Annotated in this window: 20 protein-coding genes and 1 tRNA gene; 10 read left to right on the top strand and 11 right to left on the bottom strand. The window is 64.8% G+C overall.

All coding sequences use genetic code 11. The annotated features are described in order from the left end of the window. The first annotated feature begins 50 nt into the window (after window positions 1-50). Both AC5Y43_RS12165 and AC5Y43_RS12160 read left to right on the top strand, forming a co-directional pair. A complete protein-coding gene (locus AC5Y43_RS12165; protein WP_499972647.1) occupies window positions 51-1490 on the top strand; it encodes an amino acid permease in 1440 nt (479 codons plus the stop codon). Continuing rightward, window positions 1487-2365, top strand: a complete 879-nt coding sequence (locus AC5Y43_RS12160; RefSeq protein ID WP_499972646.1) for a universal stress protein — start codon at window positions 1487-1489, stop codon at window positions 2363-2365. The genes AC5Y43_RS12165 and AC5Y43_RS12160 overlap by 4 nt, the downstream gene beginning before the upstream one ends. Here AC5Y43_RS12160 and AC5Y43_RS12155 read toward each other — a convergent pair. Genes AC5Y43_RS12155 through AC5Y43_RS12145 form a run of 3 tightly spaced genes read right to left on the bottom strand, consistent with a single transcriptional unit; the run spans window position 2362 to window position 5376 of the window. Further along, window positions 2362-3696, bottom strand: coding sequence for an ABC transporter substrate-binding protein (locus tag AC5Y43_RS12155; RefSeq protein WP_499972644.1), 1335 nt, complete (start codon window positions 3694-3696; stop codon window positions 2362-2364). The genes AC5Y43_RS12160 and AC5Y43_RS12155 overlap by 4 nt on opposite strands. Beyond that, on the bottom strand, window positions 3693-4517 hold the full coding sequence (locus AC5Y43_RS12150; RefSeq protein WP_499972643.1) for a carbohydrate ABC transporter permease: 825 nt from the start codon (window positions 4515-4517) through the stop codon (window positions 3693-3695). Before AC5Y43_RS12150 ends, AC5Y43_RS12155 begins: the two co-directional genes overlap by 4 nt. Then, window positions 4504-5376 (bottom strand): carbohydrate ABC transporter permease, encoded by an 873-nt coding sequence (locus AC5Y43_RS12145; protein WP_499972642.1) that lies wholly within the window; start codon window positions 5374-5376, stop codon window positions 4504-4506. The genes AC5Y43_RS12150 and AC5Y43_RS12145 overlap by 14 nt, the downstream gene beginning before the upstream one ends. Window positions 5377-5409: 33 nt before the next feature. Here AC5Y43_RS12145 and AC5Y43_RS12140 point away from each other — a divergent pair, with 33 nt between their 5' ends. The 6 genes from AC5Y43_RS12140 to AC5Y43_RS12115 all read left to right on the top strand — a co-directional run bounded on the left by AC5Y43_RS12140 (window position 5410) and on the right by AC5Y43_RS12115 (window position 10808). After that, window positions 5410-6927: a TldD/PmbA family protein gene (locus AC5Y43_RS12140; RefSeq protein ID WP_499972641.1), complete on the top strand. Its 1518-nt coding sequence runs from the start codon at window positions 5410-5412 to the stop codon at window positions 6925-6927. Further along, window positions 6924-8297, top strand: a complete 1374-nt coding sequence (locus AC5Y43_RS12135; RefSeq protein ID WP_499972638.1) for a metallopeptidase TldD-related protein — start codon at window positions 6924-6926, stop codon at window positions 8295-8297. Before AC5Y43_RS12140 ends, AC5Y43_RS12135 begins: the two co-directional genes overlap by 4 nt. Before the next feature lie 7 nt (window positions 8298-8304). Further along, a complete protein-coding gene (locus AC5Y43_RS12130) occupies window positions 8305-9132 on the top strand; it encodes a carboxymuconolactone decarboxylase family protein (RefSeq protein WP_499972635.1) in 828 nt (275 codons plus the stop codon). Between the two features lie 13 nt (window positions 9133-9145). Continuing rightward, the gene (locus AC5Y43_RS12125) at window positions 9146-9685 is read left to right on the top strand and encodes a nitroreductase family deazaflavin-dependent oxidoreductase (protein ID WP_499972633.1); all 540 of its coding nucleotides are present in this window, start codon (window positions 9146-9148) and stop codon (window positions 9683-9685) included. A 25-nt stretch (window positions 9686-9710) separates the two neighbouring features. Then, window positions 9711-9787: transfer RNA gene (locus AC5Y43_RS12120), tRNA-Ile, on the top strand. A gap of 352 nt (window positions 9788-10139) precedes the next feature. Beyond that, window positions 10140-10808, top strand: a complete 669-nt coding sequence (locus tag AC5Y43_RS12115; protein ID WP_499972631.1) for a hypothetical protein — start codon at window positions 10140-10142, stop codon at window positions 10806-10808. Window positions 10809-11327: 519 nt separating this feature from the next. Here the strand turns inward: AC5Y43_RS12115 and AC5Y43_RS12110 are convergent. Next, window positions 11328-11954, bottom strand: a complete 627-nt coding sequence (locus tag AC5Y43_RS12110; protein WP_499972630.1) for a TetR/AcrR family transcriptional regulator — start codon at window positions 11952-11954, stop codon at window positions 11328-11330. 105 nt (window positions 11955-12059) lie between these two features. Between AC5Y43_RS12110 and AC5Y43_RS12105 the strand changes: the two genes are divergently transcribed. Both AC5Y43_RS12105 and AC5Y43_RS12100 read left to right on the top strand, forming a co-directional pair. Further along, entirely contained in the window at window positions 12060-12479 is a 420-nt protein-coding gene (locus AC5Y43_RS12105) for a limonene-1,2-epoxide hydrolase family protein (protein WP_499972628.1), read from the top strand. Beyond that, window positions 12476-13423: an SAM-dependent methyltransferase gene (locus AC5Y43_RS12100; protein ID WP_499972626.1), complete on the top strand. Its 948-nt coding sequence runs from the start codon at window positions 12476-12478 to the stop codon at window positions 13421-13423. The genes AC5Y43_RS12105 and AC5Y43_RS12100 overlap by 4 nt, the downstream gene beginning before the upstream one ends. 11 nt (window positions 13424-13434) lie before the next feature. Here the strand turns inward: AC5Y43_RS12100 and AC5Y43_RS12095 are convergent, their stop codons facing one another. The 7 genes from AC5Y43_RS12095 to AC5Y43_RS12065 all read right to left on the bottom strand — a co-directional run bounded on the left by AC5Y43_RS12095 (window position 13435) and on the right by AC5Y43_RS12065 (window position 21124). Continuing rightward, the gene (locus AC5Y43_RS12095; RefSeq protein ID WP_499972624.1) at window positions 13435-13821 is read right to left on the bottom strand and encodes a nitroreductase family deazaflavin-dependent oxidoreductase; all 387 of its coding nucleotides are present in this window, start codon (window positions 13819-13821) and stop codon (window positions 13435-13437) included. 81 nt (window positions 13822-13902) lie between these two features. After that, entirely contained in the window at window positions 13903-14973 is a 1071-nt protein-coding gene (locus AC5Y43_RS12090; protein WP_499972623.1) for an NAD-dependent epimerase/dehydratase family protein, read from the bottom strand. Window positions 14974-14986: 13 nt separating this feature from the next. After that, window positions 14987-16252 (bottom strand): cytochrome P450, encoded by a 1266-nt coding sequence (locus tag AC5Y43_RS12085; protein ID WP_499972622.1) that lies wholly within the window; start codon window positions 16250-16252, stop codon window positions 14987-14989. Between the two features lie 18 nt (window positions 16253-16270). Next, entirely contained in the window at window positions 16271-17485 is a 1215-nt protein-coding gene (locus tag AC5Y43_RS12080; RefSeq protein WP_499972618.1) for a cytochrome P450, read from the bottom strand. Window positions 17486-17495: 10 nt separating this feature from the next. Next, complete coding sequence (locus AC5Y43_RS12075) at window positions 17496-18980, bottom strand: aldehyde dehydrogenase family protein (protein ID WP_499972616.1); 1485 nt, start codon at window positions 18978-18980, stop codon at window positions 17496-17498. Beyond that, the gene (locus AC5Y43_RS12070) at window positions 18973-19986 is read right to left on the bottom strand and encodes an SDR family oxidoreductase (RefSeq protein ID WP_499972614.1); all 1014 of its coding nucleotides are present in this window, start codon (window positions 19984-19986) and stop codon (window positions 18973-18975) included. Before AC5Y43_RS12070 ends, AC5Y43_RS12075 begins: the two co-directional genes overlap by 8 nt. Further along, window positions 19979-21124 (bottom strand): spirocyclase AveC family protein, encoded by a 1146-nt coding sequence (locus AC5Y43_RS12065; RefSeq protein WP_499972613.1) that lies wholly within the window; start codon window positions 21122-21124, stop codon window positions 19979-19981. Before AC5Y43_RS12065 ends, AC5Y43_RS12070 begins: the two co-directional genes overlap by 8 nt.

Below are 21124 nucleotides of genomic sequence, written 5' to 3'. Positions count from 1 at the left end.
TTGCGAGGCGGGAGGCATGATAATCGGCTGAACCGAGCAAAGGGGGGCGCTTGCCATCCACCTCGACGAGCCTGACGGAGCAGATGCTGCGGCGTCGCCCCGTCATCGGCGCGCACGTCGCGCGCGGCGCCGCGGATCACCTCAAGCGCAGCATCGGCACGTTCCAGCTGACCATGTTCGGCGTCGGCTCCACGGTTGGCACCGGAATCTTTTTCGTCATGTCTCAGGCGGTGCCCGAGGCCGGTCCCGGGGTGATCGTCTCGTTCCTGATCGCGGGTATCGCGGCCGGGCTCGCGGCCATCTGCTACGCCGAATTGGCTTCCGCGGTACCGGTTTCAGGCTCGTCGTACTCCTATGCCTACACGACGCTGGGTGAGGTCGTCGCGATGGGCGTGGCGGCGTGCCTGTTGCTGGAATACGGGGTGTCCACCGCCGCGGTCTCGGTCACCTGGAGCGGCTACCTCGACAAACTGCTGAGCAACCTGTTCGGATTCCGGCTGCCGCACGTCTTGTCCGCGGCGCCGTGGGACGCGCAGCCGGGCTACGTGAACCTGCCGGCGCTCATCCTGATCGCGATGTGCGCGCTGTTGCTGATCCGCGGCGCCAGCGAATCGGCGCGGGTCAACGCGATCATGGTGCTGACCAAGCTGGGCGTGCTCGTCATGTTCGTGCTCGTGGCGTTCACGGCCTTCGACGCCGACCGGTTCAGGGACTTCGCCCCGTTCGGCGTCGCGGGGATCGGCTCGGCGGCCGGCACCATCTTCTTCTCGTATATCGGCCTGGACGCGGTGTCGACGGCCGGCGACGAGGTGAGGGATCCGCAAAAGACCATGCCGCGCGCCATCATCGCCGCGCTGGCCACCGTCACCACGGTGTACCTGCTCGTCGCCGTGACCGCGCTCGGCACCCAATCGTGGCGGGACTTCGCCGGCCAGCAGGAGGCGGGCCTGGCCACGATCCTCGACCACGTCACCCACGGCCGGTGGGCCGGCACGATTCTGGCCGCCGGCGCCGTGATCTCGATCTTCTCGGTCACGCTCGTCACCATGTACGGCCAGACCCGCATCCTGTTCGCCATGGGCCGTGACGGGCTGCTCCCGTCACGCTTCGCCACCGTGAACGCGCGCACCATGACCCCGGTGAACAACACCGTGATCGTCGCGGCGGCGGCGGGCGGCCTGGCCGCCTTCGTACCGCTGGACAAGCTGACGGACCTGGTGTCCATCGGCACGCTGACGGCGTTCATCGTGGTGGCTCTGGGCGTGGTCATCCTGCGGGTGCGCCAACCCGAGCTGCCGCGGGCGTTCAAAGTGCCGGGTTACCCTGTTACGCCGGCGCTTTCGGTGCTGGCGTGCGGGTACATCCTGCTCAGCCTGCATTGGTACACATGGATCGCGTTCGCGGGATGGATCTCGCTGGCGCTGATCTTCTACTTCTTGTGGGGTCGCCACCACAGCGCGCTCAACGACAGCGGCCAGGACGGTTCGTGACCGTCGTCGTCGGTTACCGCGCCGGCGAAGTCGGCCTGTCGGGGCTGCACCTGGCCGTGCGCGCCGCGCGGACGTTGGGTACGTCGCTCGTCGTGGCGACCATCGTGCCCAAGCCGTGGCTGACGCCGTCGCTCGCGCGGGTCGACGCCGAATACGAGCAGTGGGCGGACAATCTGGGCGCGGAGTCGGCCACGGAGGCCGCGCGCCTTCTGCGCGATGTGGCCGACGGCATCGACATCGGATACCTGCACCGCGCGCACCGCTCGGTGTCCGCCGGTCTGATCGAGGTGGTCGACGAGGTCGGCGGCGACGTCCTGGTGCTCGGTTCGTTGCCCAGCGGCGGGCGCGGGCAAGTGGTGATCGGCACGACCGCAGACTGGCTGCTGCACGCCTCGCGGGTGCCGGTGGCCATCAGCCCGCGCGGATACCGGGCGCACGCAGGCAGATTGACGCGGATCACGTGCGCCTACCCAGCCACGCCCGACTCGATCGAGGTGGTGCGCCGGTGTTCGGAGACCGCGCAGCGCTTCGGGTTGCCGTTACGCGTGATGACCTTCGCCGTCCGCGGCAAGACGATGTATCCCCCCGAGGTGGGGCTGGACGTCGAGGACGAGATCCTCGAGGCGTGGGCGGCGCAGGCCCGCGACATCCTGGCCGGCCTGAAGGCTGATGGGGTGGTCGACGAAGATGTTGCGCTGCAAGTGGTTACCGGCCATAACTGGGGGGAAGCGCTGAGCAAGGTGGACTGGCGCGACGGCGAGATCCTGGCGTTGGGGACCCGGCCGCGCGAGGAAATCCGCCGGGTGTTCCTCGGCTCCCGCGGCGCCAAGATCATCCGCGAGAGCCCGGTGCCGGTGCTGGTGCTGCCCGGCTAGCGCTGCGCCGCGGCGTTGGCCGCCGCCTGGGCCTTCTTCAGCGTCGCGGCGACATCGCCGCGGCCCAAGAACATTTCGTCGAAGTAGCTCTGCAGGGCCGTGTACCCGGCGGCGAACCCGGCGCCGCCCGGGGCGGGAATGCGGGGGCCGTTCAGCACCGAGAAGAAGGGTGTGACGTCGACGCCCTCGGCGGCCCAGTGGTCAAAGTAGGCCGGCTGCGCCGACAGCACCGCGGGAATGGCCGCGCCGTGGCGGCCCAAATACGCGTTGCCCTCCCGGCTGCCCATCCAGGCCAGCACCTGGCGAACCGCATCGGGATGCTTGGTCGCCGAATTACCCGCCGCGGCAATGCCGTTGGTGACACTGACCCGCCCGCCGGGACCGGCGGGCATCATCGCCACACCCCAGCGGAACCGCGCGTCGCGCGCCACCGGTTCCAGGTTGTAGGTGCCGGACTGAAAAAGCGCCATCCGGCCGGCGAGGAACTGATTGCGGGAGAAGTCGCCGTTGTCGTTGGTGTCGGCGGCGGGCGGGGCGACGTGGTCGTCGTTGATGAGGCCGACCAGGTAGCGGAAGGCCGTCACGGCTCCGGGGTTGTCGAACGCGAACTCGTCGCCGCGCTGGAACACCCCGCCCGCCGAGCCGATGTAGTTCAGGTAGATTCCCTGGGGGTCGTTGGCGGCGTTGTAGCCCCACTGGCGGACCCGACCCGGGTCGAAACGCGGTGTGCCCGCGGCGTTTCCGTCGGCGTCGACGGTCAGCCGCGCCAGCAGCGGACGCAGCGTGTCGCCGGCGCCGGGGGCCCAGCGGAGGGTGTTGAGCTGCGCGGGGTCCACCCCGGCCGCCGCGAGCAGATCCGCGTTGTAGTACAGCGCGATGCCGGCGTCGGTCAGCTGCGGCACCCCCCACAGCACGCCGCCGCGGGTGAACTGGTCGACCACCGCCGGCTCCCAGTCGGCGGCGGCACCCGGGCCCAGCGTCTTGCCGATGTCCAGCAGCCGGCCGTCGTCGGCGTAGGCGGCCAGGTAGGCGTTGGACACCCAGAAGATGTCGTCGGCGCTATCCCCGGCGACGTCGGTGCGCAGGGTGTCGAAGTACGTCGAATACGCCACGATGTCGGTGCGTACCTCGATGCCGGGATGCGCGCGGTGAAACGCCTCGAACGACTGCCGATACGCCGCGGCGATCTGCTCACCCCACAGCCGCACCTTGACCACGATCGTGCCGCCGTGGGACTCGGCCGAATAGTCCAGCGCCACCGCCATGGTTGCCAGCAGCACGGCGACGAGCACCAGCGACCCGGCGACCAGCGTCGAAAAGCGCGGCCTCACTTGAGCCCCGAGACGACGATCGAGGCGACGATGTGGCGCTGGAAGCCCACGAAGACAGTGATCAGTGGGACGATCGCGAGCGTCGTGGCCGCCATCACCAGCGTCCATTGCGAGTTGAACCGCGACTGCAGGTCGGCCGTCGCGACGGTGAGCACCCGCCACTTGTGCCCGCTGGTGATCACCAGCGGCCACATGAAGTTGTTCCACTGCGAGACCACCGTGATCAGCGTCAAGGCGGCCAGCACCGGGCGGCTGGACGGGATCACCACGTGCACGATCACGTCCAGGGTGTTGGCCCCGTCGAGGCGCGCGGCGTTGATCAGATCGTTGGGGATGATGCGGAAGTGCTCGCGCAGCAAGAAGATCGCATACGGCGACCCGAACATGAACGGCAGCACCAGCGCCCAGAACGTGTTGCGCAGACCCAGCTGCGCCATCATCAAATACATCGGCACCACGGTGACCGTCGCGGGCACCATCAGCGTCGCGAGATAGACCCAGAACAGCGCGTCGCGGCCGGGAAAATCCAAGCGCGCGAACGCATATCCGGCCAGCACCGAAAACGTCAGCTGCCCCACCAGGATCACCGTCGTCATCAGCGCGGTCACCGCCGCGGCGCGCCCGAATCCGACGCCGCCCAGATCGGCGTAGTTGGCCAGGGTGGGTGGGCGCGGCAGCTGCAGCGGCGTGCCCGTCACGAACTGGTGCGCCGAGGTGAACGAGGTCAACAGGCCAAGCACGAAGGGCACCAACGTGATCAGCGCGCCCACCGCCAGCGCGGCATAGACCACCGCGTTGAACCAGCGGCTAGACGAGGTCATAGCTGATCCGCCGCCGGAAATACAGGTGCTGGACGATGGTGACACCGATCAGGATGACGAACAGCACCACCGCCATCACCGACGCCCGCCCGATCGCCGCCGACCCGAAGGCCTCGGCGTAGATGCGGTGGGCCACCAGGTCGGTGCTGCCCGCCGGCCCCCCGCCGGTCAGGGCGTAGACGGTGTCGAAAACCTGTGCGGTGCTGACGATCCCGGTTACCAGCACGAAGAACATCGTCGGGCGCAGCATGGGCAGCGTGATGCGCCAGAACCGTTGCCACGCGGTGGCCCCGTCGGTGCGCGCGGCGGCGTGCACGTCGCCGGGGATGGCCAGCAGGCCCGCCAAAAACGACAACGAGACGTACCCGACGTTGGTCCACACGACGACGGCCGACACCAGCGGCAGCGCGAAGCTCGGGTCGGACAGCCACCCGATGCTGTGCCCGAGGACGGTGCTGACGGCGCCGTCGGTGGGGGCCAGGATCCAGCGCCACAGCACCGCGATCGCCAGCGGCGCGCAGATCCACGGCAACACGTAGACGGTGCGAAACAGCCCGGTGCCGGGCAGGCTCCGGGCCAGCATCGTCGCGGCCGCCAGCCCCAGGATCGTCTGCGCGGGAACGACGATCGCCACGAACGCGGCGGTGACCACCAGCGAGTTGCCGAACCCCGGGTCGGCCAGCACCGAGCGCCAGTTGGCCAGGCCCACATAGCGCAGCGGGCCCAGCAGGTCCCACCGGTACAGACTCAGCCAGATCACCACGAAGATCGGCAGCAGCAAGAATGCGAGCACCCCGAACAGGCTGGGCGCCAGCAGGGCGTAGCCCAGCGCGGGGGATCGGCGGGGCGCGTCGGCCATGGGTGTATTAAAGCCGGTCGATACGGTGTAGCCGTGACACCGAACCGGGGGATCGATGCCGACTTCCTAGACCTGCCGCGCCGCGAGCTTGCCGACGCTGCGCTGTCGGCGGCCAAGGCGGCCGGGGCCAGCCACGCCGACCTGCGGATTCACCGGCTCAGCACCGAGATCGTCCAGCTGCGCGACGGCGAGCTGGAAAACGCCGTCGTCAGCCGCGAGGTCGGCCTGGCGGTGCGGGTGATCGTCAACGGCACGTGGGGATTCGCCTCGCACGCGGAGCTGGCGCCCGCGGTCGCGGCCGAGACCGCGCGCCGCGCCGTGCAGGTGGCCACCACGCTGGCCGTGCTCAACGCCGAGCGCGTCGAACTCGCCGACGAGCCGGTGTACACCGACGCGACGTGGGTGTCGAACTACCTGATCGACCCGTTCGACATCCCCGGCCCCGACAAGATCGCCGCGCTCGAGGAGTATTCCGGGCGGCTGCTGGGCTCCGACGGCATCGACCACGTGTCGGCCGTGCTGACCGCGGTCAAGGAGCAGACCTTCTACGCGGACAGCTTCGGGTCGTCGATCACCCAGCAGCGGGTGCGGGTGCAGCCGACGCTGCAGGCGGTGACCGTCGACGCCGCGGCGGGCAGTTTCGAATCGATGCGCACGCTGGCCGGGCCGATGGGGCGCGGCTGGGAGGTGCTGGCCGGCGACGACGTGTGGAACTGGACCGAAGAGCTCGCGCAGCTGCCGGTGCTGCTGGCCGAGAAGGTCAAGGCGCCCAGCGTGACCGCCGGCCCCACCGACCTGGTCATCGATCCCACCAACCTGTGGCTGACCATCCACGAATCCATCGGCCACGCAACCGAATACGACCGCGCTATCGGCTACGAGGCTGCCTACGCCGGGACGTCGTTCGCCACCCCCGACAAGCTGGGCAGCATGCGCTACGGCTCGCCGGTGATGAACGTGACGGCCGATCGCACCGTCGAACACGGCCTGGCCAGCGTCGGTTACGACGACGAGGGCGTGGCCGCCCAAAGCTGGGATCTGGTGCGCGACGGTGTCTTCGTCGGCTACCAGCTCGACCGGGTTTTCGCGCCGCGACTGGGACAGGCGCGCTCCAACGGGTGCTCGTACGCCGACTCGCCGCACCACGTGCCGATCCAGCGGATGGCCAACGTCTCGCTGCAGCCCGCCACCGAGGACATCAGCACTGACGAGCTGATCGGACACGTCGAGGACGGCATCTACATCGTCGGCGACAAATCCTGGTCAATCGACATGCAGCGCTATAACTTTCAGTTCACTGGGCAGCGGTTCTTCCGCATCCGGAACGGCCGGCTGGACGGCCAGCTGCGCGACGTGGCGTATCAGGCCACCACCACCGACTTCTGGAATTCCATGGAGGCCGTGGCCGGGCCGTCGACCTGGCGGCTGGGCGGCGCGTTCAACTGCGGCAAGGCCCAGCCCGGTCAGATCGCCCCGGTCAGCCACGGCTGCCCGTCGGCGCTGTTCCGCGGCGTCAACGTGCTCAACACCCGTACCGAGGGCGGCCGATGATCACCGCGCAGCACGCCGTCGACCTGGTGCTGGAGGAGGCGGCCAAGCTCGGCGGCGCCAGCGAGACGATGGTGCTGGTCACCGACAAGGTCGAGGCGACCCTGCGGTGGGCGGGCAACTCGATGACCACCAACGGGGTTTCGGTGAACCGCAGCATCACCGTGATTTCCGTTGTGAGTCAAGGCGATAGCGCCCGTATCGGCACGGTGGTCGCCGCCGAGGTGGATCCGCGGGTGATTCCCGGTCTGGTGGCGGCGTCCCAGGAGGCGGCGCGCTCGGCGCCCGAGGCCGGCGACGCCGCGCCGCTGCTGACCGACACCGGCCAGCCCGCCGACTGGGACGCGCCGGTACCCGGCACCGGGCCGCTGGTGTTCGCCGATGTCGCCGACTCGTTGAGCCGGGGATTCCGCGGCGCCGATCGGCTCTATGGCTTTGCCCACCACAGCGTTTCGACGACATTCCTCGCGTCCTCGACGGGGCTGCGGCGTCGTTACAGCCAGCCCACCGGCGCGGTGGAGATCAACGCCAAACGCGGCGACGCCAGCGCGTGGGCGGGCACCGGGACCGCCGATTTCGTTGACGTGCCGATCGATTCGCTGCTCGAGCAGTTGTCGACGCGGCTCGGCTGGGCCGAGCGCACCGTCGAGTTGCCCGCCGGGCGTTACGAGACGATCATGCCGCCCTCGACGGTGGCCGACATGATGATCTACCTGGCGTGGTCGATGGCCGGGCGCGGCGCGCAGGAGGGCCGCACCGCGTTCTCGGCGCCCGGCGGCGGGACGCGGGTGGGGGAGCGGCTCACCGATCTGCCGCTGACGCTGTTCTCCGACGCGATGGCCCCGGGCCTGGCGTGCACGCCGTTCGTCGCGGTGAGTAACTCCTCGGAGACGGTGTCGGCGTTCGACAACGGCATGGCGATCGCGCAGGTGGAGTGGATCCGCAACGGGGTGATCAACGCGCTGGCCTACCCGCGGGCCGCGGCCGCCAAGTTCGGCGCGGAGGTCGCCGTGGCCGCCGACAACCTGATGATGACGGGCGGGTCGGCCGGGCTCGCCGACATGATCGCGGCCACCGAGCGCGGCCTGCTGCTGAGCACGCTGTGGTACATCCGCGAGGTCGACCCCACCACGCTGCTGCTGACCGGGCTGACCCGCGACGGCGTGTACCTGATCGAGGACGGCCAGGTCACCGCGGCGGTCAACAACTTCCGCTTCAACGAGAGCCCGCTGGACCTGCTGCGCCGGGCCACCGAGGCCGGGGCCAGCGAGAAGACGCTGCCGCGCGAGTGGGGGGACTGGGCCACCCGCGCGGCGATGCCGTCGCTGCGGATCCCGGACTTTCACATGTCGTCGGTGAGCCAGGCGCAATAATGTCCTGATGCTGGATCGACTGGTCGCTTTATCGCCGGGTGACGGACGAATCACGGGCCTGGTGCGGCGGGTGTGCGCGCAGACGCTGTCGTTGCCGCCGCTGCCGTCGTGCGTCTCGGTTGAGGGGCCCGAATCGGAGGCCGAAGCCGTCGTCGCCGAGTTCGCCGAGCAGTTCAGCGTCGACGTCTCGGCGATCACCGCCGAACAGCGCTCGCGGCTGTGGAAGCAGTTGGGGGACAGCACCTTTGGCGTCGTGGTGCAGATGTACATCGCCGACTTCGTGCCGCGGGTGCGCGCCGGGCTGGAAGCCCTCGGTGTCGGCTCCGAGCATCTGGGCTGGGTGGACGGGCCGATCGCGTGGGACCGGGCGACCGAGCCGTCGGATGTGGTGTTCAACGAGTTCCTGCCCGCGGTGGCGCGGATGCGCGCGCTGGACCCGGTGACCGCCGAGCTGGTCCGATTGCGCGGAGCCGCGCAGCACAACTGCCGGCTGTGCAAGTCCCTGCGCGAGACCACCGCGCTCGACGCCGGCGGGTCGGAGGATCTCTACGACGACATCGAGCGCTACGAGGACTCGTCGTCGCTGACCGAGCGCGTTAAAGCGGCGCTGCGCTACACCGATGGGTTAATTTGGACCCCTGCGCACCTCGTCGCCGACGTTGCCGCCGAGGTGCGCTCCCGGTTCTCGGAGGCCGAGGCCGTGGAGCTCACCTTCGACGTCATGCGCAACGCCAGCAACAAGGTCGCCGTGTCGCTGGGCGCCGACGCCCCGCGCGTGGAGCACGGCACCGAGCGCTACCTGCTCGACGCCGAGGGCCAGACGGTGTTCAGCTGACTAGGCTTGGGCCGTGTCGCTACGACGATTCAGTCCCTACCGCGGCCGGCGGTTGCGATGGGACGAGGTTCTCTTCGAGCGCTTGGCCATGACCCGCGCCGGCTCGGTGCTGGGAAAACATTTGGCGCCCCGCGTCGACAAGGTGCTGATACCTCGGACCAATGGCCATCTGAGCACCATGGGGGTCGACAAGGTCGGGATCGTCACGACCACCGGCGCCAAGTCGGGCAAGCCCCGCCCGCAGCCGCTGGCACTGCTCGACGACGGGGACGGGTTGCTCGCGATCGGGTCGAATTACGGCCGCGAGAAGCATCCCGGATGGAGCGCCAACCTGCTCGCGCACCCAGACTGCACCGTCGAGCTCAATGGTCCGCCGAGGCCCTATCGCGCCGAACTATTGGAAGGCGACTCGCGGGCCGCGGCGTGGGCGAAGGCCGTCGACGTCTACGCCGGGTACGAGAACTACCGCGCGAACTGCGCGCCCCGGCAGATCCGGATTTTCCGACTCCGGCCGTCGGCCGATGGCGACGGCGTCGCCGAGGCCGGGAGCTGACGCTAAGGTCGATTCCGTCAATACCGGGGCGGTAGCTCAGTTGGTTAGAGCCGCGGACTCATAATCCGTTGGTCGCGGGTTCGAGCCCCGCCCGCCCCACCATCTCTTTGTGCAGTTCAAAGCCTGTTTTTGCGCTGGCTGGCGCTGGCCGGTTTCGGCGCCAAAAGGGCGTCGCGTCCATACCGCGTCCACATTCCGGCAGCTTTGGGTAGCGGACCACGTTCCTGGCTGCGGCCGAGCCTCGGCCTTTCAAGCAGCCGCAGGTAGGCCGGTCTGGTGACAGCTGATGCGATTGGCTGTACAGCTGCTGCTGTGCCGCCGACCAGCGGCACCACCGGCAAAGTGAGGGCCTGCGTTCATGTAACGGCCTGTCCACTCGGCACGCACGTGGGAACGCGAACGACACGGCGTTATGCATTGGGGTGTTAGCTACCTGATGGTAAAACAATCACCGATGGACGAAAAGCAGCCTGACACCGAGGCAAGCGCGGCCAACGACGAGACCGAAAGCATCGACGGCCCGCACGCCGAAACTCCCCGGCAAGCATGGTCTGACGCTGCCCAGGAAGACGATGACGATGAGGATCGGCCTGAGCGCCACCCTTGGAGTGCGGTCACCGGGCAAGCCGCCATGCTGATCACAGCCGGAGCTGCCGTTGCGACCGTCGTCGCAGTGCTGGGCTGGATCGTCCTCCACAAAGATCGCCCGGCGCCAGCCCCGCCAGCGCCGACCACCTCACCAGCGGCAGCAGCACCAGCACCTTCGGCCACCGTCACCATCACGGCCGCGCCACCAACCACAAACGTGTCCCCAGCTGCTCCACCGCCGCCCACCGCAACGACCGGTCAAAACGTGTACGAACGAGGCTCCGCCTACAACAAGGCCTACCTCGACGCGATGGCGCGAGAAGGGTGGACGTGCACTGACGGTTCGGATCGGGAACAGTGTGGCGAAGAAATGCTCAGCTTCGCCCACCAAGTGTGTAGCTATACGCCGCAGAGCTATTCGTTCTTGTACCAGATCTTCGGACTTCCGAATTACTTCGGCCCCAGAGAGATGCGGAGGGCGATAACGAACGCGTCGACTGCCTACCCCGGCTGCGTCGTCACCGGAACGCCGTGACGGGTTCGCCGGTCTTAGGACACGTTGACCCGGTTCTCGCACGGCGGTGTGGTACCGCGATAGCGGCCACCTTCGGATGGCCGTTTGCCACGAACGGGCGGCGGTTCTAGACCGGGTCCCCAAGAGAATTCTGACGCCTCAGCATCGATGCCATCCCAGTCCATCGAGTGCCGACTGTTGTGGTCAGATGAACCCGGCATCCTGCGCCCCTTCCTCCGGCTGATTTGCACCAGCAGTACGGTGCTTAATGCCGGCTAGGGTTGCCCCCGCCTGAGCCAGAGCGACGATAACCTCAGCTAGGTTGCTAGCCACCCATTTCGATGCTGTGCTCATGTGTCAGCGCGCCAGTCACATAGGAATCGATGGGGCGACGTAGTCGCCGGTTGCTCTGATCTGAGTCACCACAGCGGCGCCACGATGACGGGTCCCGACACCGATGCAACGGGCCCACCATACCGGTGCATGGTCGTCGAAAGTCGACGGGTTGAATCCGTGACTGTGCAGACCTCCTGCTTTGAACTAGCGCGACTGGAGTCCGTTCAACAGCCCGTTGAGCGCCTGGACGCTCTCGTTTCGCGCGTCCTGCTGATCGGGTGCATTTGCGATGAACATCGCCGCTTCCTCCGCTGCGGCGAGAAGCATATGGGCGAGTGCAGCAACAGGCTGACCAGCCGCTAGGTCGCCTTCTTCGATGGCGCGTTCGAGCATGGCGCGGATTGCTCCGAGTCCGTACACGCTTTCTAGTTCGCGCCATCTGGGCCAGCCCAGGACGGCAGGACCGTCGATCAGCAGAATCCGCTGAACCTGGGGCGTAAGCGATGCATCGAGGAACCCAATGAGCCCCTGGCGCAACTGGTTGAATGCGCCGTCTGCTGGATCGGCCAAGTTCTTGGCGGCCTCCAAAACGAGATCCTCTTCGACCGCGATGAACACCGCCTCGAAAAGCGCGTGTTTGTCGGCGAAGTGGTGATAGAGGGCACCCCGCGTGCCGACATCGGCCTCGGCGACAACTTCCTCAGTGCCGGTGTGGTGGTACCCCTTGTCGACAAACAGCCTCGCCGCAGCACTGATCAGTGCAGCGCGAGTTGCCGCTGCTTGTGCGGCGCGTCGCGCCTTCGGATCGAGCCTCTCGTCGCTTGGAGCCATTTCCATAGCGTATTGCATACAGTATGTATGTGACATACAGTGCGTATGTCACATACAGGTGACATGTGGGGTGTCCTAGTTGTCCGTAGAAATTGGAGGTTCGCCATGTCTAACCCCGTTGAGGTGGTCCGCGAGTTCTGCGCCCTGATGGAACGCCGCGATCCCGATGCTCTGCGCCCTTTGCTGGCTGACAACGCTGTTTATCAAAACGTCGGTATGCCAGCCTTCACCGGAGTCGACGCCATCGTCGAAAACATGAGCGCGCAGTTCTCGATGTTCCCGGACGCTTATGCATTCGAAATCGTCAACATCGCTAATGACGGTTCAGTCGTGCTGACCGAACGCCTCGACTACATCCAGACTCCCGATGGAGCCAAGCCAGCCGTTCCCGTGATGGGAACTTTCGAGGTTGGAGATGACGGCAAAATCACCCGATGGACGGACTATTTCGATCTCAACCTCACAATCAAACTCCTTCAAGGCGAAGACATCAGTGCGCTGGTCCCGGCCGCGTCTGCGACATGACTGAGGATGCGCGCGAAAGCTGGGATATAACCACAAATCTCGGAGCAACCGCGCTAACGGTTGCCGCCCAGCGCGCTGCTGAGACCGCACAACAACACCCCCTTGTGCGTGACGAGTTCGCCGCAATTCTGGTAGCAGCCGTGAACGAGCCGGGATGGATGACCATGGCTCGGGGCGATCTCTCCTGGATGGGTTCGCAGGATGAGCTTGGACGACGCACCGCGATAATTGGCCGAGAATATGTAGCGACTCGAACCGTGTTCTTCGATGAGTTCTGCGCGTCGGCAACTGAAGACGGCATCGAACAAGTGGTGATATTGGCGGCCGGCTTGGACGCTAGGGCGTATAGGTTGTCGTGTCTGTCCGGTGTCCATGTCTACGAGATCGACCAGCCAGCAGTACAGGAGTTCAAGCAATCCACTCTCGGCGCGCACGGCCTAACTCCACTTGCCGAAATTCATTCAGTCGCAGTCGATCTCCGCAATGACGACTGGCCCATCGCGCTGACGGAAGCCGGATTTGACGAGTTGATGCCTACCGCCTGGGTCGTCGAGGGGCTTCTCCCTTACCTGTCATCCAGCGAGCACGACCGACTTTTCCGAACGGTAGACCGATTGAGTGCAAATAACAGTCGGCTGGCGGCGGAGGTCTATCACCATGCAACCACTCACTTCGGCAAGAAACGCCTGCAACGATGGAAAGATGGGGCCGCAGATATTGATGATGTTCTAGGCGTCGACGTTGACGTAACGGCGTTCATCAAACACGAAGACGCTACCGACACCGCGTCGTGGCTTACCGACCACGGGTGGGTCACCGACTCCCTCGACAGTCGCAGCGAGATGGCACGCCTCGGTCGTGCCATACCGGCTGAGCTCATCGACGTGGCACCCGCAAGTTCCCTGGTGACTGCGGTCCTGCTGGGACGCGCGACGAGTGATTGAAGTCAGTGCGCCTAGGCGGTTTTCGTCAGCACCAATGCTGCTTCGTTATAGGGGAACAGACGATAAAACATTCGGGGCGCCGGTCTGATGAGGGGTGCGGCCTCAGCCTTACTGACGAGCCGCGGGTTGGCCAGCGCGACAGCCTTTCCGCGCTTGTGCAGCACTGTCGGTCCGCCGGCCGATACGTTCTTGAGCCAGTCCGATTGAAGCCCGTAGCCGATGAGAATGACGAAGCCGTCTGGGGTTTTGAAAACCAAGAGGGGCGTTCGATAGCGCCTGCCTGACTTGCGTCCCGTGTGCTCGAGCGTCCCGAGACATGGAAGCCATGGGGTGAGCGAGCGAGCCACGGGATTAGTGACACGTTGATTGAACTTTGCGACAGCACGAGGCACTCGCATGAATGTCCTTTCTCACCACGTGCACTTCCGGCCGCCCGCGATGGCTGCATTGCGCCCGGGGTGAACGCTATGCCGTCGGGGTCAAGCGTCGGGTTGATCCCATGCAGGCTCGCCCAACTTGGCGCGAATTGCACCCCACGGGTCGGCGTACTGACCCGGTACCTTTCGATACGGTGACCGTCGCGCCATGACGCGTCGCACGATCGGGGCGAGGAGCCGGCCCGGGTAGCGCAACAGCCGGTATTTTTCCGCCAACTCGGCCGTCAGGTCGGACCACGAATGATGCTGAAACTGCAACGCCTCTTGGGCGCGAGTGGTGTCCATCCAGTCGGTGACGAACCAGTCGTCGTCGCTATTCGGATCGCCGGGCCGGCCCGCTGGCATGGCGCCCGGAATACCCAGAGCGGCAACGAGGCCCGAGGTGACCTCGGTGTAGGTCAGTCGGTGGGAATCGTCGCCGCCGATCAGCAGGATCTCGCGGGCGACGTCGGCGGTGGTGGCCGCAGCAAACGCCCAGGCGACGTCGCGAACGTCGACGGTCTGCACCCGACCGTCGCTGGGCAGTGCGGCTTGGAAGTACATCGCATCAGTGGTGACCGGCAATGCCCCCATATCCGGGCTGAGCACTGCGCCCAGGCGCAGCACCACCCACTCCAGCTTGGATCCCCGCACAATCTCTTCGCCCTCGGACTTCTGCCCGCTGTAGACGTCGTAGGGCCGCATCGGTTGGTCCGCCCTCAGCGGAGGCGTTGTGCGGTGCGGATTCCGGGGACCCATTACGGTGATGCTCGAGGCATGGACGAATCGCGGTTGCTTTGGTAGCGCCTCGACAAGGCGGACCAGATTCTCAGTGGCGTCCACGTTCACCCGTCGCGCGACCTTGGGTATCGGGTAGATCGCGGGTGCGATCACTGCCGCGAGATGGATGATCGCGTCTGGAGCTACCTCGGCGAGGAGACGCCGCACTTGCCCGGAATCGGTGAGGTCGGCCGGCCGGAATTCAACACCTCTCGGCAGTCTCGCAGCGGCTTTCCGATTGGCTTTCGTGTCGAGATCTGTAGCCACCACGCGTTGACCGATTTCGACCAATCTCCGCACGGTTTCTGAGCCCACCAGCCCCAACCCGCCCGTGACCAGAACAGTTTCCGACATAGGTTCTCTCGATTCAGCCGATAGGGGTGAAGGTCACGTGCAGTTCGCGGAGGCCGCGCAGGATGAAGGTCGGCTCAAACTCGTAGCGGCGCGCACCCGCCGGGCCGTGGTGTGCCTCCGAAAGTCCGATATCGGCCATACGGTCCAGGATTCGGTTCATCGAGATCCGGCCTTCTGCCCTCGCCAACGGAGCACCAGGGCAAGAGTGAACGCCGCGAATGAAGGCAATCTGTTCGCGTACATTCGATCGATTGACATCGAATGTGTTGGGATCGTCGAACTTTCGGTCATCACGGTTGCATGCTCCCGGCAGCAGCATGACCGTTGTCCCCGCAGGCACCTCCACGCCGCCGACGTTGGTCGTCTTGCGGGCCATTCTGAAGTGAGCCTTGACAGGGCTTTCCAGGCGCAACGTTTCCTCGAGAAAAGCCGGAATCTTCGCTCGGTCCTCGCGAAGGGACGCCTGGAGCTCCGGGTTCTCGCCGACGACACGTACTGCTGCGCTGACCAGCTTGGTGGTCGTCTCGGTTCCCGCGGCGAAGAGGAACGTCGATAAGTTCATCACGTCCTCGATCTCGGGCGTCGACTCGTCTTCGTACTTCGCCTGGGCCAACTCGGTCAGCACGTCACCGCGCGGCGAGCGCCTGCGGTCCTCGATGTAGGCGTAGAACTTCTCGTTGAGCCATTGCAGGGGATTGTGAGCCGTTGTTCCCTCCCCGAGCTCGCCCGCGACTTGGGCACCGAATTGCGCTTTGAACTCTTCATGATCTTCTTGAGGGACGCCCAACAGATCAGCGATGACGAGCAGGGAAAAGGGTTTTGTGTAGTCTGCCAGGAACTCGCAGCTCCCTCGTTCGATGAATGTGTCCAGTTGCTCATCCGCCAGCCGCCACATGAACTCCTCGTTCTCTTTCAGGCGCTTGGGGGTGATCAACCTGTTCATCAGGCTTCTGGTCCGGGTGTGCAGCGGCGGGTCTTGATTCGAGATGTGCTCGGCCATCGGGGCGATGTGGCGATACTCCTCGATCAAATCGGAGACATCGTCGGCTCCGTCGGGACCAAAAGGAAATCCAGAAAAAGGGCCCGCGAGCGAGTTGCACGACGAGAAGGCCGGGTCTTTGTAAACCGCGATAGCTTCGTCGTAACCTGTGACCGCCATGACGTTCAAGGGAGTGGCCTTCGACACCGGACATCGGGACCGTAGAAAGTCGAAGTACCGGTAGGGGTCCGACACCAGATCTTCGTCGGTGAAAAAGTCAACTGCGTCAAAGTCGGTCATGCGCTTCTTTCAATCCTTTCAGGCCGGGTCGAACAACACCGGCAGCGACGTCGGTGAACGGAAGACCATGCCGCGAATGTGCGGGTCGTCACCGTCAGGGTCGAGGCGGAGATTGGGTAGCCGATCCAACAACAGGTTGATGGCAGTGCGCATCTCAAGTCGGGCCAGGTGCATCCCGAGGCAGACGTGGACTCCGTAGCCCCAACTGATGGGGACCTTCGCCTGCCGGAAGATATCGAAGTCATCAGGTTTGGTATACCGATCTTCTTGGCGGTTCGCTGCGCCGAGCATGGGCATCACCGATGATCCTTGCGGGATGGGCACTCCGGCCAATTGGGTGTCACGAGTGGCGACGCGAGTGATGTTGAGCAGAGGCGCATCCCATCGCACGCCTTCTTCGATGGCTTGCGGTATGAGAGTTCGGTCGGCGCGGATGGCGTCAAGCTGGTCAGGGTGGGTGAGTAGCGCAAAGAGCAAGTTGCCCAGGGAACGGTACGTAGTTTCCACGCCAGCCGGAAGCAGCAGCCGGATGAAGGAGTAAATGTCTTCGTCAGCAAGCTTTTCGCCGTCGATCTCGGCGGCTGCGAGGCTACTGATCAGATCCTCGCGAGGCTCCGCCCGGCGAGCCTCCAGAATGGGAGTGAAGTACTCGACGAGGGCCTTTGACGCCGCCAATCCTCGTTCGGGATTGATGGTGTAACTCAACATCGACACCGACCAGCGCTGGAACTGCGGGAAGTCCTCCTCCGGGAGGCCGAGGAGTGCGGCAATGATGCGGCTCGGATACGGGAACGTGAAGGTTTTCACCAGGTTGGTGGCACCGTCGCCGGCAAACCCGTCGATCAGTTCGTTACCGATGCGACCGACGATCTCGTCTTCCCAACGCGCCAAAGCCTTTTGGGTGAATGCCTTGGTCACGAGCGAACGCAGCCGGCCGTGGACGGGCTCATCCATGCCTAGCATCACCCCGTGGCCCAGAACATCGCCGAATATCTGAATCACGGCACTCGAGGAGAAGGTCTCGTGGTCACGCAGCATCGTCTGAATGTCCTCGTGGCGGTAGACGATGAAGACCGGCTTGCCCTCCTCACCGGGCATCGTCGACATATCGATTCGTTGAATCGGAGTGTCGTGACGCTGTTTTGCCAACTCCGGGTACGGCTCGCGGACATCGCCCGATACGACGTCGTCGAATGCCGCGAAGTCTTCAAGTTCGTCGAATAGCTCTGACATCTCGCTCCTGTCAATTCGCGGGGTAAGCCACGGATTTGATCTCTGTGTATTGGTGAAATCCCGCCAGTCCGTTCTGGCGTCCTACACCGCTGTGCTTGTAGCCCCCGAAGGGCATGTCGGCGCCGTACCCTGCGGTGCCGTTGAGCCCGATGAACCCCGCACGGAGTCGGCGCGCTACCGCCAATGCCCGCTCCGTCGACCCCGACATGACCATGCCGGCCAGACCGTAAGCACTGTCATTCGCGATACGGACCGCGTCGTCTTCGTCGTCGTAGGGGATCGCTACCAGCACCGGCCCGAAGATCTCTTCCTGAGCAATGGTCATCGAGTTGTCGACATCGGTGAACAGGGTCGGATTGACCCAGAACCCTTTCTCGAACTCACTCGGAGGTTCTGTGCTGCCGACGAGCATGGTCGCGCCCTCATCGACACCCTTACGTATGTAACCCAGAATGCGTTGCTGCTGTTTGGCTGAGACGATTGGCCCACAGAGGGTGGCCGGGTCCTGGGGGTCGCCGGCTTTGACGTTTTCGTAGATCCCCTGCAAAATCGCTACACCTTCGGCGTAACGGCTGCGCGGCAACAAGATTCGCGTCGGCGCCGCACACGCCTGGCCGGCATGCATCAACGGACCGATGCCGATCAGACACGCTGTGGGGAAGTCGGCGTCCTCGAGCACGATGGTCGCCGACTTTCCCCCAAGTTCGAGGAACAATCGCTTCATCGTGCCCGCACCCTTTTCCATGATGCGTTTACCCACTGCCGTGGATCCGGTGAATGAGATCATGTCGACCTTCGGCGACAAGGTCAGCTCTTCACCGACGAGATGATCCGACGCCGTCACCACGTTGACGACTCCGGCTGGTATGTCGGTCTTTTCGGCGATCAAACGTCCCAAACGGGTAGCGTTGAACGGCGTGTCGGGGGCGGGTTTGAGCACCACGGTGTTGCCTGTGGCCAGTGCCTGCCCGAGCTTGTTGATCGTCACCTCGAACGGGAAGTTCCACGGGATAATCGCGCCGACCACACCCACCGGCTCACGCCACACTCTGCGAGCGGAGTTCACACCGGTCAACGACACCACCGCATCGCCGAGATCGGTTTCCCAGTCGAAAGAATCAATCAACCGCGCCGGAAACTTCAACCCATCCTCCAGGGGCGCGTCCAGCTGCGGACCATGCGTCACCGCTCTGGGCGCGCCGACCTCGAGGATGAGTTCTTCGCGCAGTTCTTCCAGCTCGCTTTGAATGGCGTCGTGCAGTTGCAAAAGGCAGCGCTTCCGCAACGCGCGATTGGTCGACCAGTCGGTCTCGTCGAACGATCGCCGCGCCGCATCGATCGCACGATTCATATCGGCTTTGGACGCATCCGCAACCTCACCGAGCACGTCTTCATTTGCCGGATTGATGTTGGTGAACGTGCCTGACTCACCGTCGACGAGCTCGCCGTCGATCATCATCTTCGACTCGAACGTGACCGTCGTTGCCTCAGTCATCGCTTCCACCCTCCTTTGGTGCGGACTGTGTCCGCGAAAATCGCATCGCTAGCGACGCCAACTGAGTCATGACCCGCTGCGGGAGCACTTTGGCGGCAGCGACCATCACGCGCTGCGTAGTTGTCAGTGGATATGCTCCGTCGCGCATCGCGCCGAAACGAGGAATTCCGAGGATGATTCGCGACATGTGGTGCATCCCGGACGCAGGGAGCAACCTGTTCAAGGTCAACAACATCGACGCATCGGGGCCGACGCCATGGCGGCGGAAGGCGCCGTGGTCGGCCAGTGCGTTCACCAATCCATCGGTGAAACGCTCAGGAGAGCGGGCGAACTTGATCGCATACCGGCCGCGGCTGTTCATCGTCTGATGGTGACGCGCGTAGGGACCGGTGAAGTCACGATCGTCGGTCGTGCCTGCGTCCGTGATGATCTCAGTGTCGTAGGTACCGGTGACCAGAACGGTCACCCCAATCCCGAAGGGCGCTACCTCGAATGCAAGCGATTCACCCCACCGTTCCATCGCGCCCTTACTAGCTGAGTACGGTCCCGTGGCTGGCTGGCCGCGCACGCCGGCCGCACTGCTGACAAGCACGACGCGGCCCCGCCCTGCCGCCCGCATCGACGGCAGCAGCGCCTTGGTCAGAGCAACCGGTGCGATTACGTGGGTGGTGAACATGTTCTGCCACAACGCTGTATCAGTTTCTTCGGCCATGCCGGCTGCCGATATTCCGGCGTTGTGCACGATCGCGTCCGGCGCGCCAACACGTTCTTCGATCACCTTGGCAGCCGCTGAAATTGACGACGCATCCATCAAATCGAGCTGGACGCCGAGGAGCCGATCGTCGTCTTCGGCCGCTCCGGTCGCTCCCCGCAACAGCGCCATCCCCCGCTCAGGCGCCCGCATGGCGGCGATTACCTGCCATCCCTCGCGATAGAGGCGTACTGCCGAGGCGAAGCCGAGCCCGCGCGAGGCACCCGTGATTACGACGCTACGACGATCAACCACTGGAGGCCTGAGTCGCGCAGCGATTGCTCTTGGAGCCCAACTGCACGTCGGGGCGACCATGGGGCAGGGCGTACTGCCAGGTGGACCACTTACCCACCGAGTAGGGCCCTTTCGCCCCGTTCTCCTCGTAATAGCCTTGCGGGTCGAAGACCTTGGCTTCCGGATACGGCCACGGACACGCAACCGACGTCGCGGCACCGCTGGCCTTGATCGCCCAGAACCAGCCACCGTAGGCGAAGTACGAGATGTTGATGATCGCAAACATCACCAGGAAGGTGCTCAGCACGGGCCTCGTCGGGAACAGCTTGGCCTTCGCAGCCAGCTTTTCTGCCACCGACTTTCCCGTGTCATCGCGGTAGACAAGGATTGCCGCCGGGATCATCACGAAGGTCACTCCGAGCGACTCCCAGATCAGCGGGAACTGGAACGGTGTTCCCGTATAGATCGACCCAAATGGGATCACCTGCGAATAGATGTAGAGACCGGTCTTGATGGAGCCGACTTCGAGGAATGCGTCGAACACGAAGCCGATGACCAGTACGAGACCACCCAGGCTGAGGAGTGGATGCCTGCTGACGAAAGCCTGCGGATCGCGCGCAGCTTGCAGCCGGCGCAGTACCCGCACTGCGACGAAGTAAGGCCCGAAATAGAATGTCACGTAACCGAACACGATGAACGGTTCGACCGTCGGTGACATCATGATCAGAATCCAGGACTCCGGCCAGTGCAGGAGGTCCGGATTGTAGACAGCGTATGGCGCCCAATTCATGATGGGGTCCTGCCACACAATCAGCGTCGTCACCAAAAACATCAGCATTACCGGACTACCGGGGTTGCGACGCCACCCGACGATGAAGACGACGACGAGGATCGCAAGCATGAGCGCCGTACCGAACTGGATCAAATTCATCCAGCTGGTGACTCCGAAGAGGTATTCGACCGGACGGGGCCTACCCTCGGTGTTCGGGTTGGCTACTCGCGGATCGAGTGCAGTGCGTGAAACCGCAACGAACAATCCGACGAACGCGAGCAGGCCGACACCGGCCAGCCATGCACCTACGCTGCCAGAGCGTGGCCGTCCCGCAGGTGAATCCTTCCTGGCGCTAATTGGGCGCGACGTGGATTCTTCGGTACTCAT

The organism is Mycobacterium sp. NGS57 (genome assembly GCF_059812405.1).
Note: the sequence above shows the minus strand (reverse complement) of the source record. Positions and strands in the feature narration are given on the sequence as shown.

Coding starts and splice junctions, on each gene's coding strand:
- AC5Y43_RS12150 (WP_499972643.1), bottom strand. CDS start 4,517: ATGACCTCGTCTAGCCGCTGGTTCAACGCGGTGGTCTATGCCGCGCTG.
- AC5Y43_RS12145 (WP_499972642.1), bottom strand. CDS start 5,376: ATGGCCGACGCGCCCCGCCGATCCCCCGCGCTGGGCTACGCCCTGCTG.
- AC5Y43_RS12135 (WP_499972638.1), top strand. CDS start 6,924: ATGATCACCGCGCAGCACGCCGTCGACCTGGTGCTGGAGGAGGCGGCC.
- AC5Y43_RS12130 (WP_499972635.1), top strand. CDS start 8,305: ATGCTGGATCGACTGGTCGCTTTATCGCCGGGTGACGGACGAATCACG.
- AC5Y43_RS12115 (WP_499972631.1), top strand. CDS start 10,140: ATGGACGAAAAGCAGCCTGACACCGAGGCAAGCGCGGCCAACGACGAG.
- AC5Y43_RS12110 (WP_499972630.1), bottom strand. CDS start 11,954: ATGGCTCCAAGCGACGAGAGGCTCGATCCGAAGGCGCGACGCGCCGCA.
- AC5Y43_RS12105 (WP_499972628.1), top strand. CDS start 12,060: ATGTCTAACCCCGTTGAGGTGGTCCGCGAGTTCTGCGCCCTGATGGAA.
- AC5Y43_RS12100 (WP_499972626.1), top strand. CDS start 12,476: ATGACTGAGGATGCGCGCGAAAGCTGGGATATAACCACAAATCTCGGA.
- AC5Y43_RS12095 (WP_499972624.1), bottom strand. CDS start 13,821: ATGCGAGTGCCTCGTGCTGTCGCAAAGTTCAATCAACGTGTCACTAAT.
- AC5Y43_RS12090 (WP_499972623.1), bottom strand. CDS start 14,973: ATGTCGGAAACTGTTCTGGTCACGGGCGGGTTGGGGCTGGTGGGCTCA.
- AC5Y43_RS12085 (WP_499972622.1), bottom strand. CDS start 16,252: ATGACCGACTTTGACGCAGTTGACTTTTTCACCGACGAAGATCTGGTG.
- AC5Y43_RS12080 (WP_499972618.1), bottom strand. CDS start 17,485: ATGTCAGAGCTATTCGACGAACTTGAAGACTTCGCGGCATTCGACGAC.
- AC5Y43_RS12075 (WP_499972616.1), bottom strand. CDS start 18,980: ATGACTGAGGCAACGACGGTCACGTTCGAGTCGAAGATGATGATCGAC.
- AC5Y43_RS12065 (WP_499972613.1), bottom strand. CDS start 21,124: ATGAGTACCGAAGAATCCACGTCGCGCCCAATTAGCGCCAGGAAGGAT.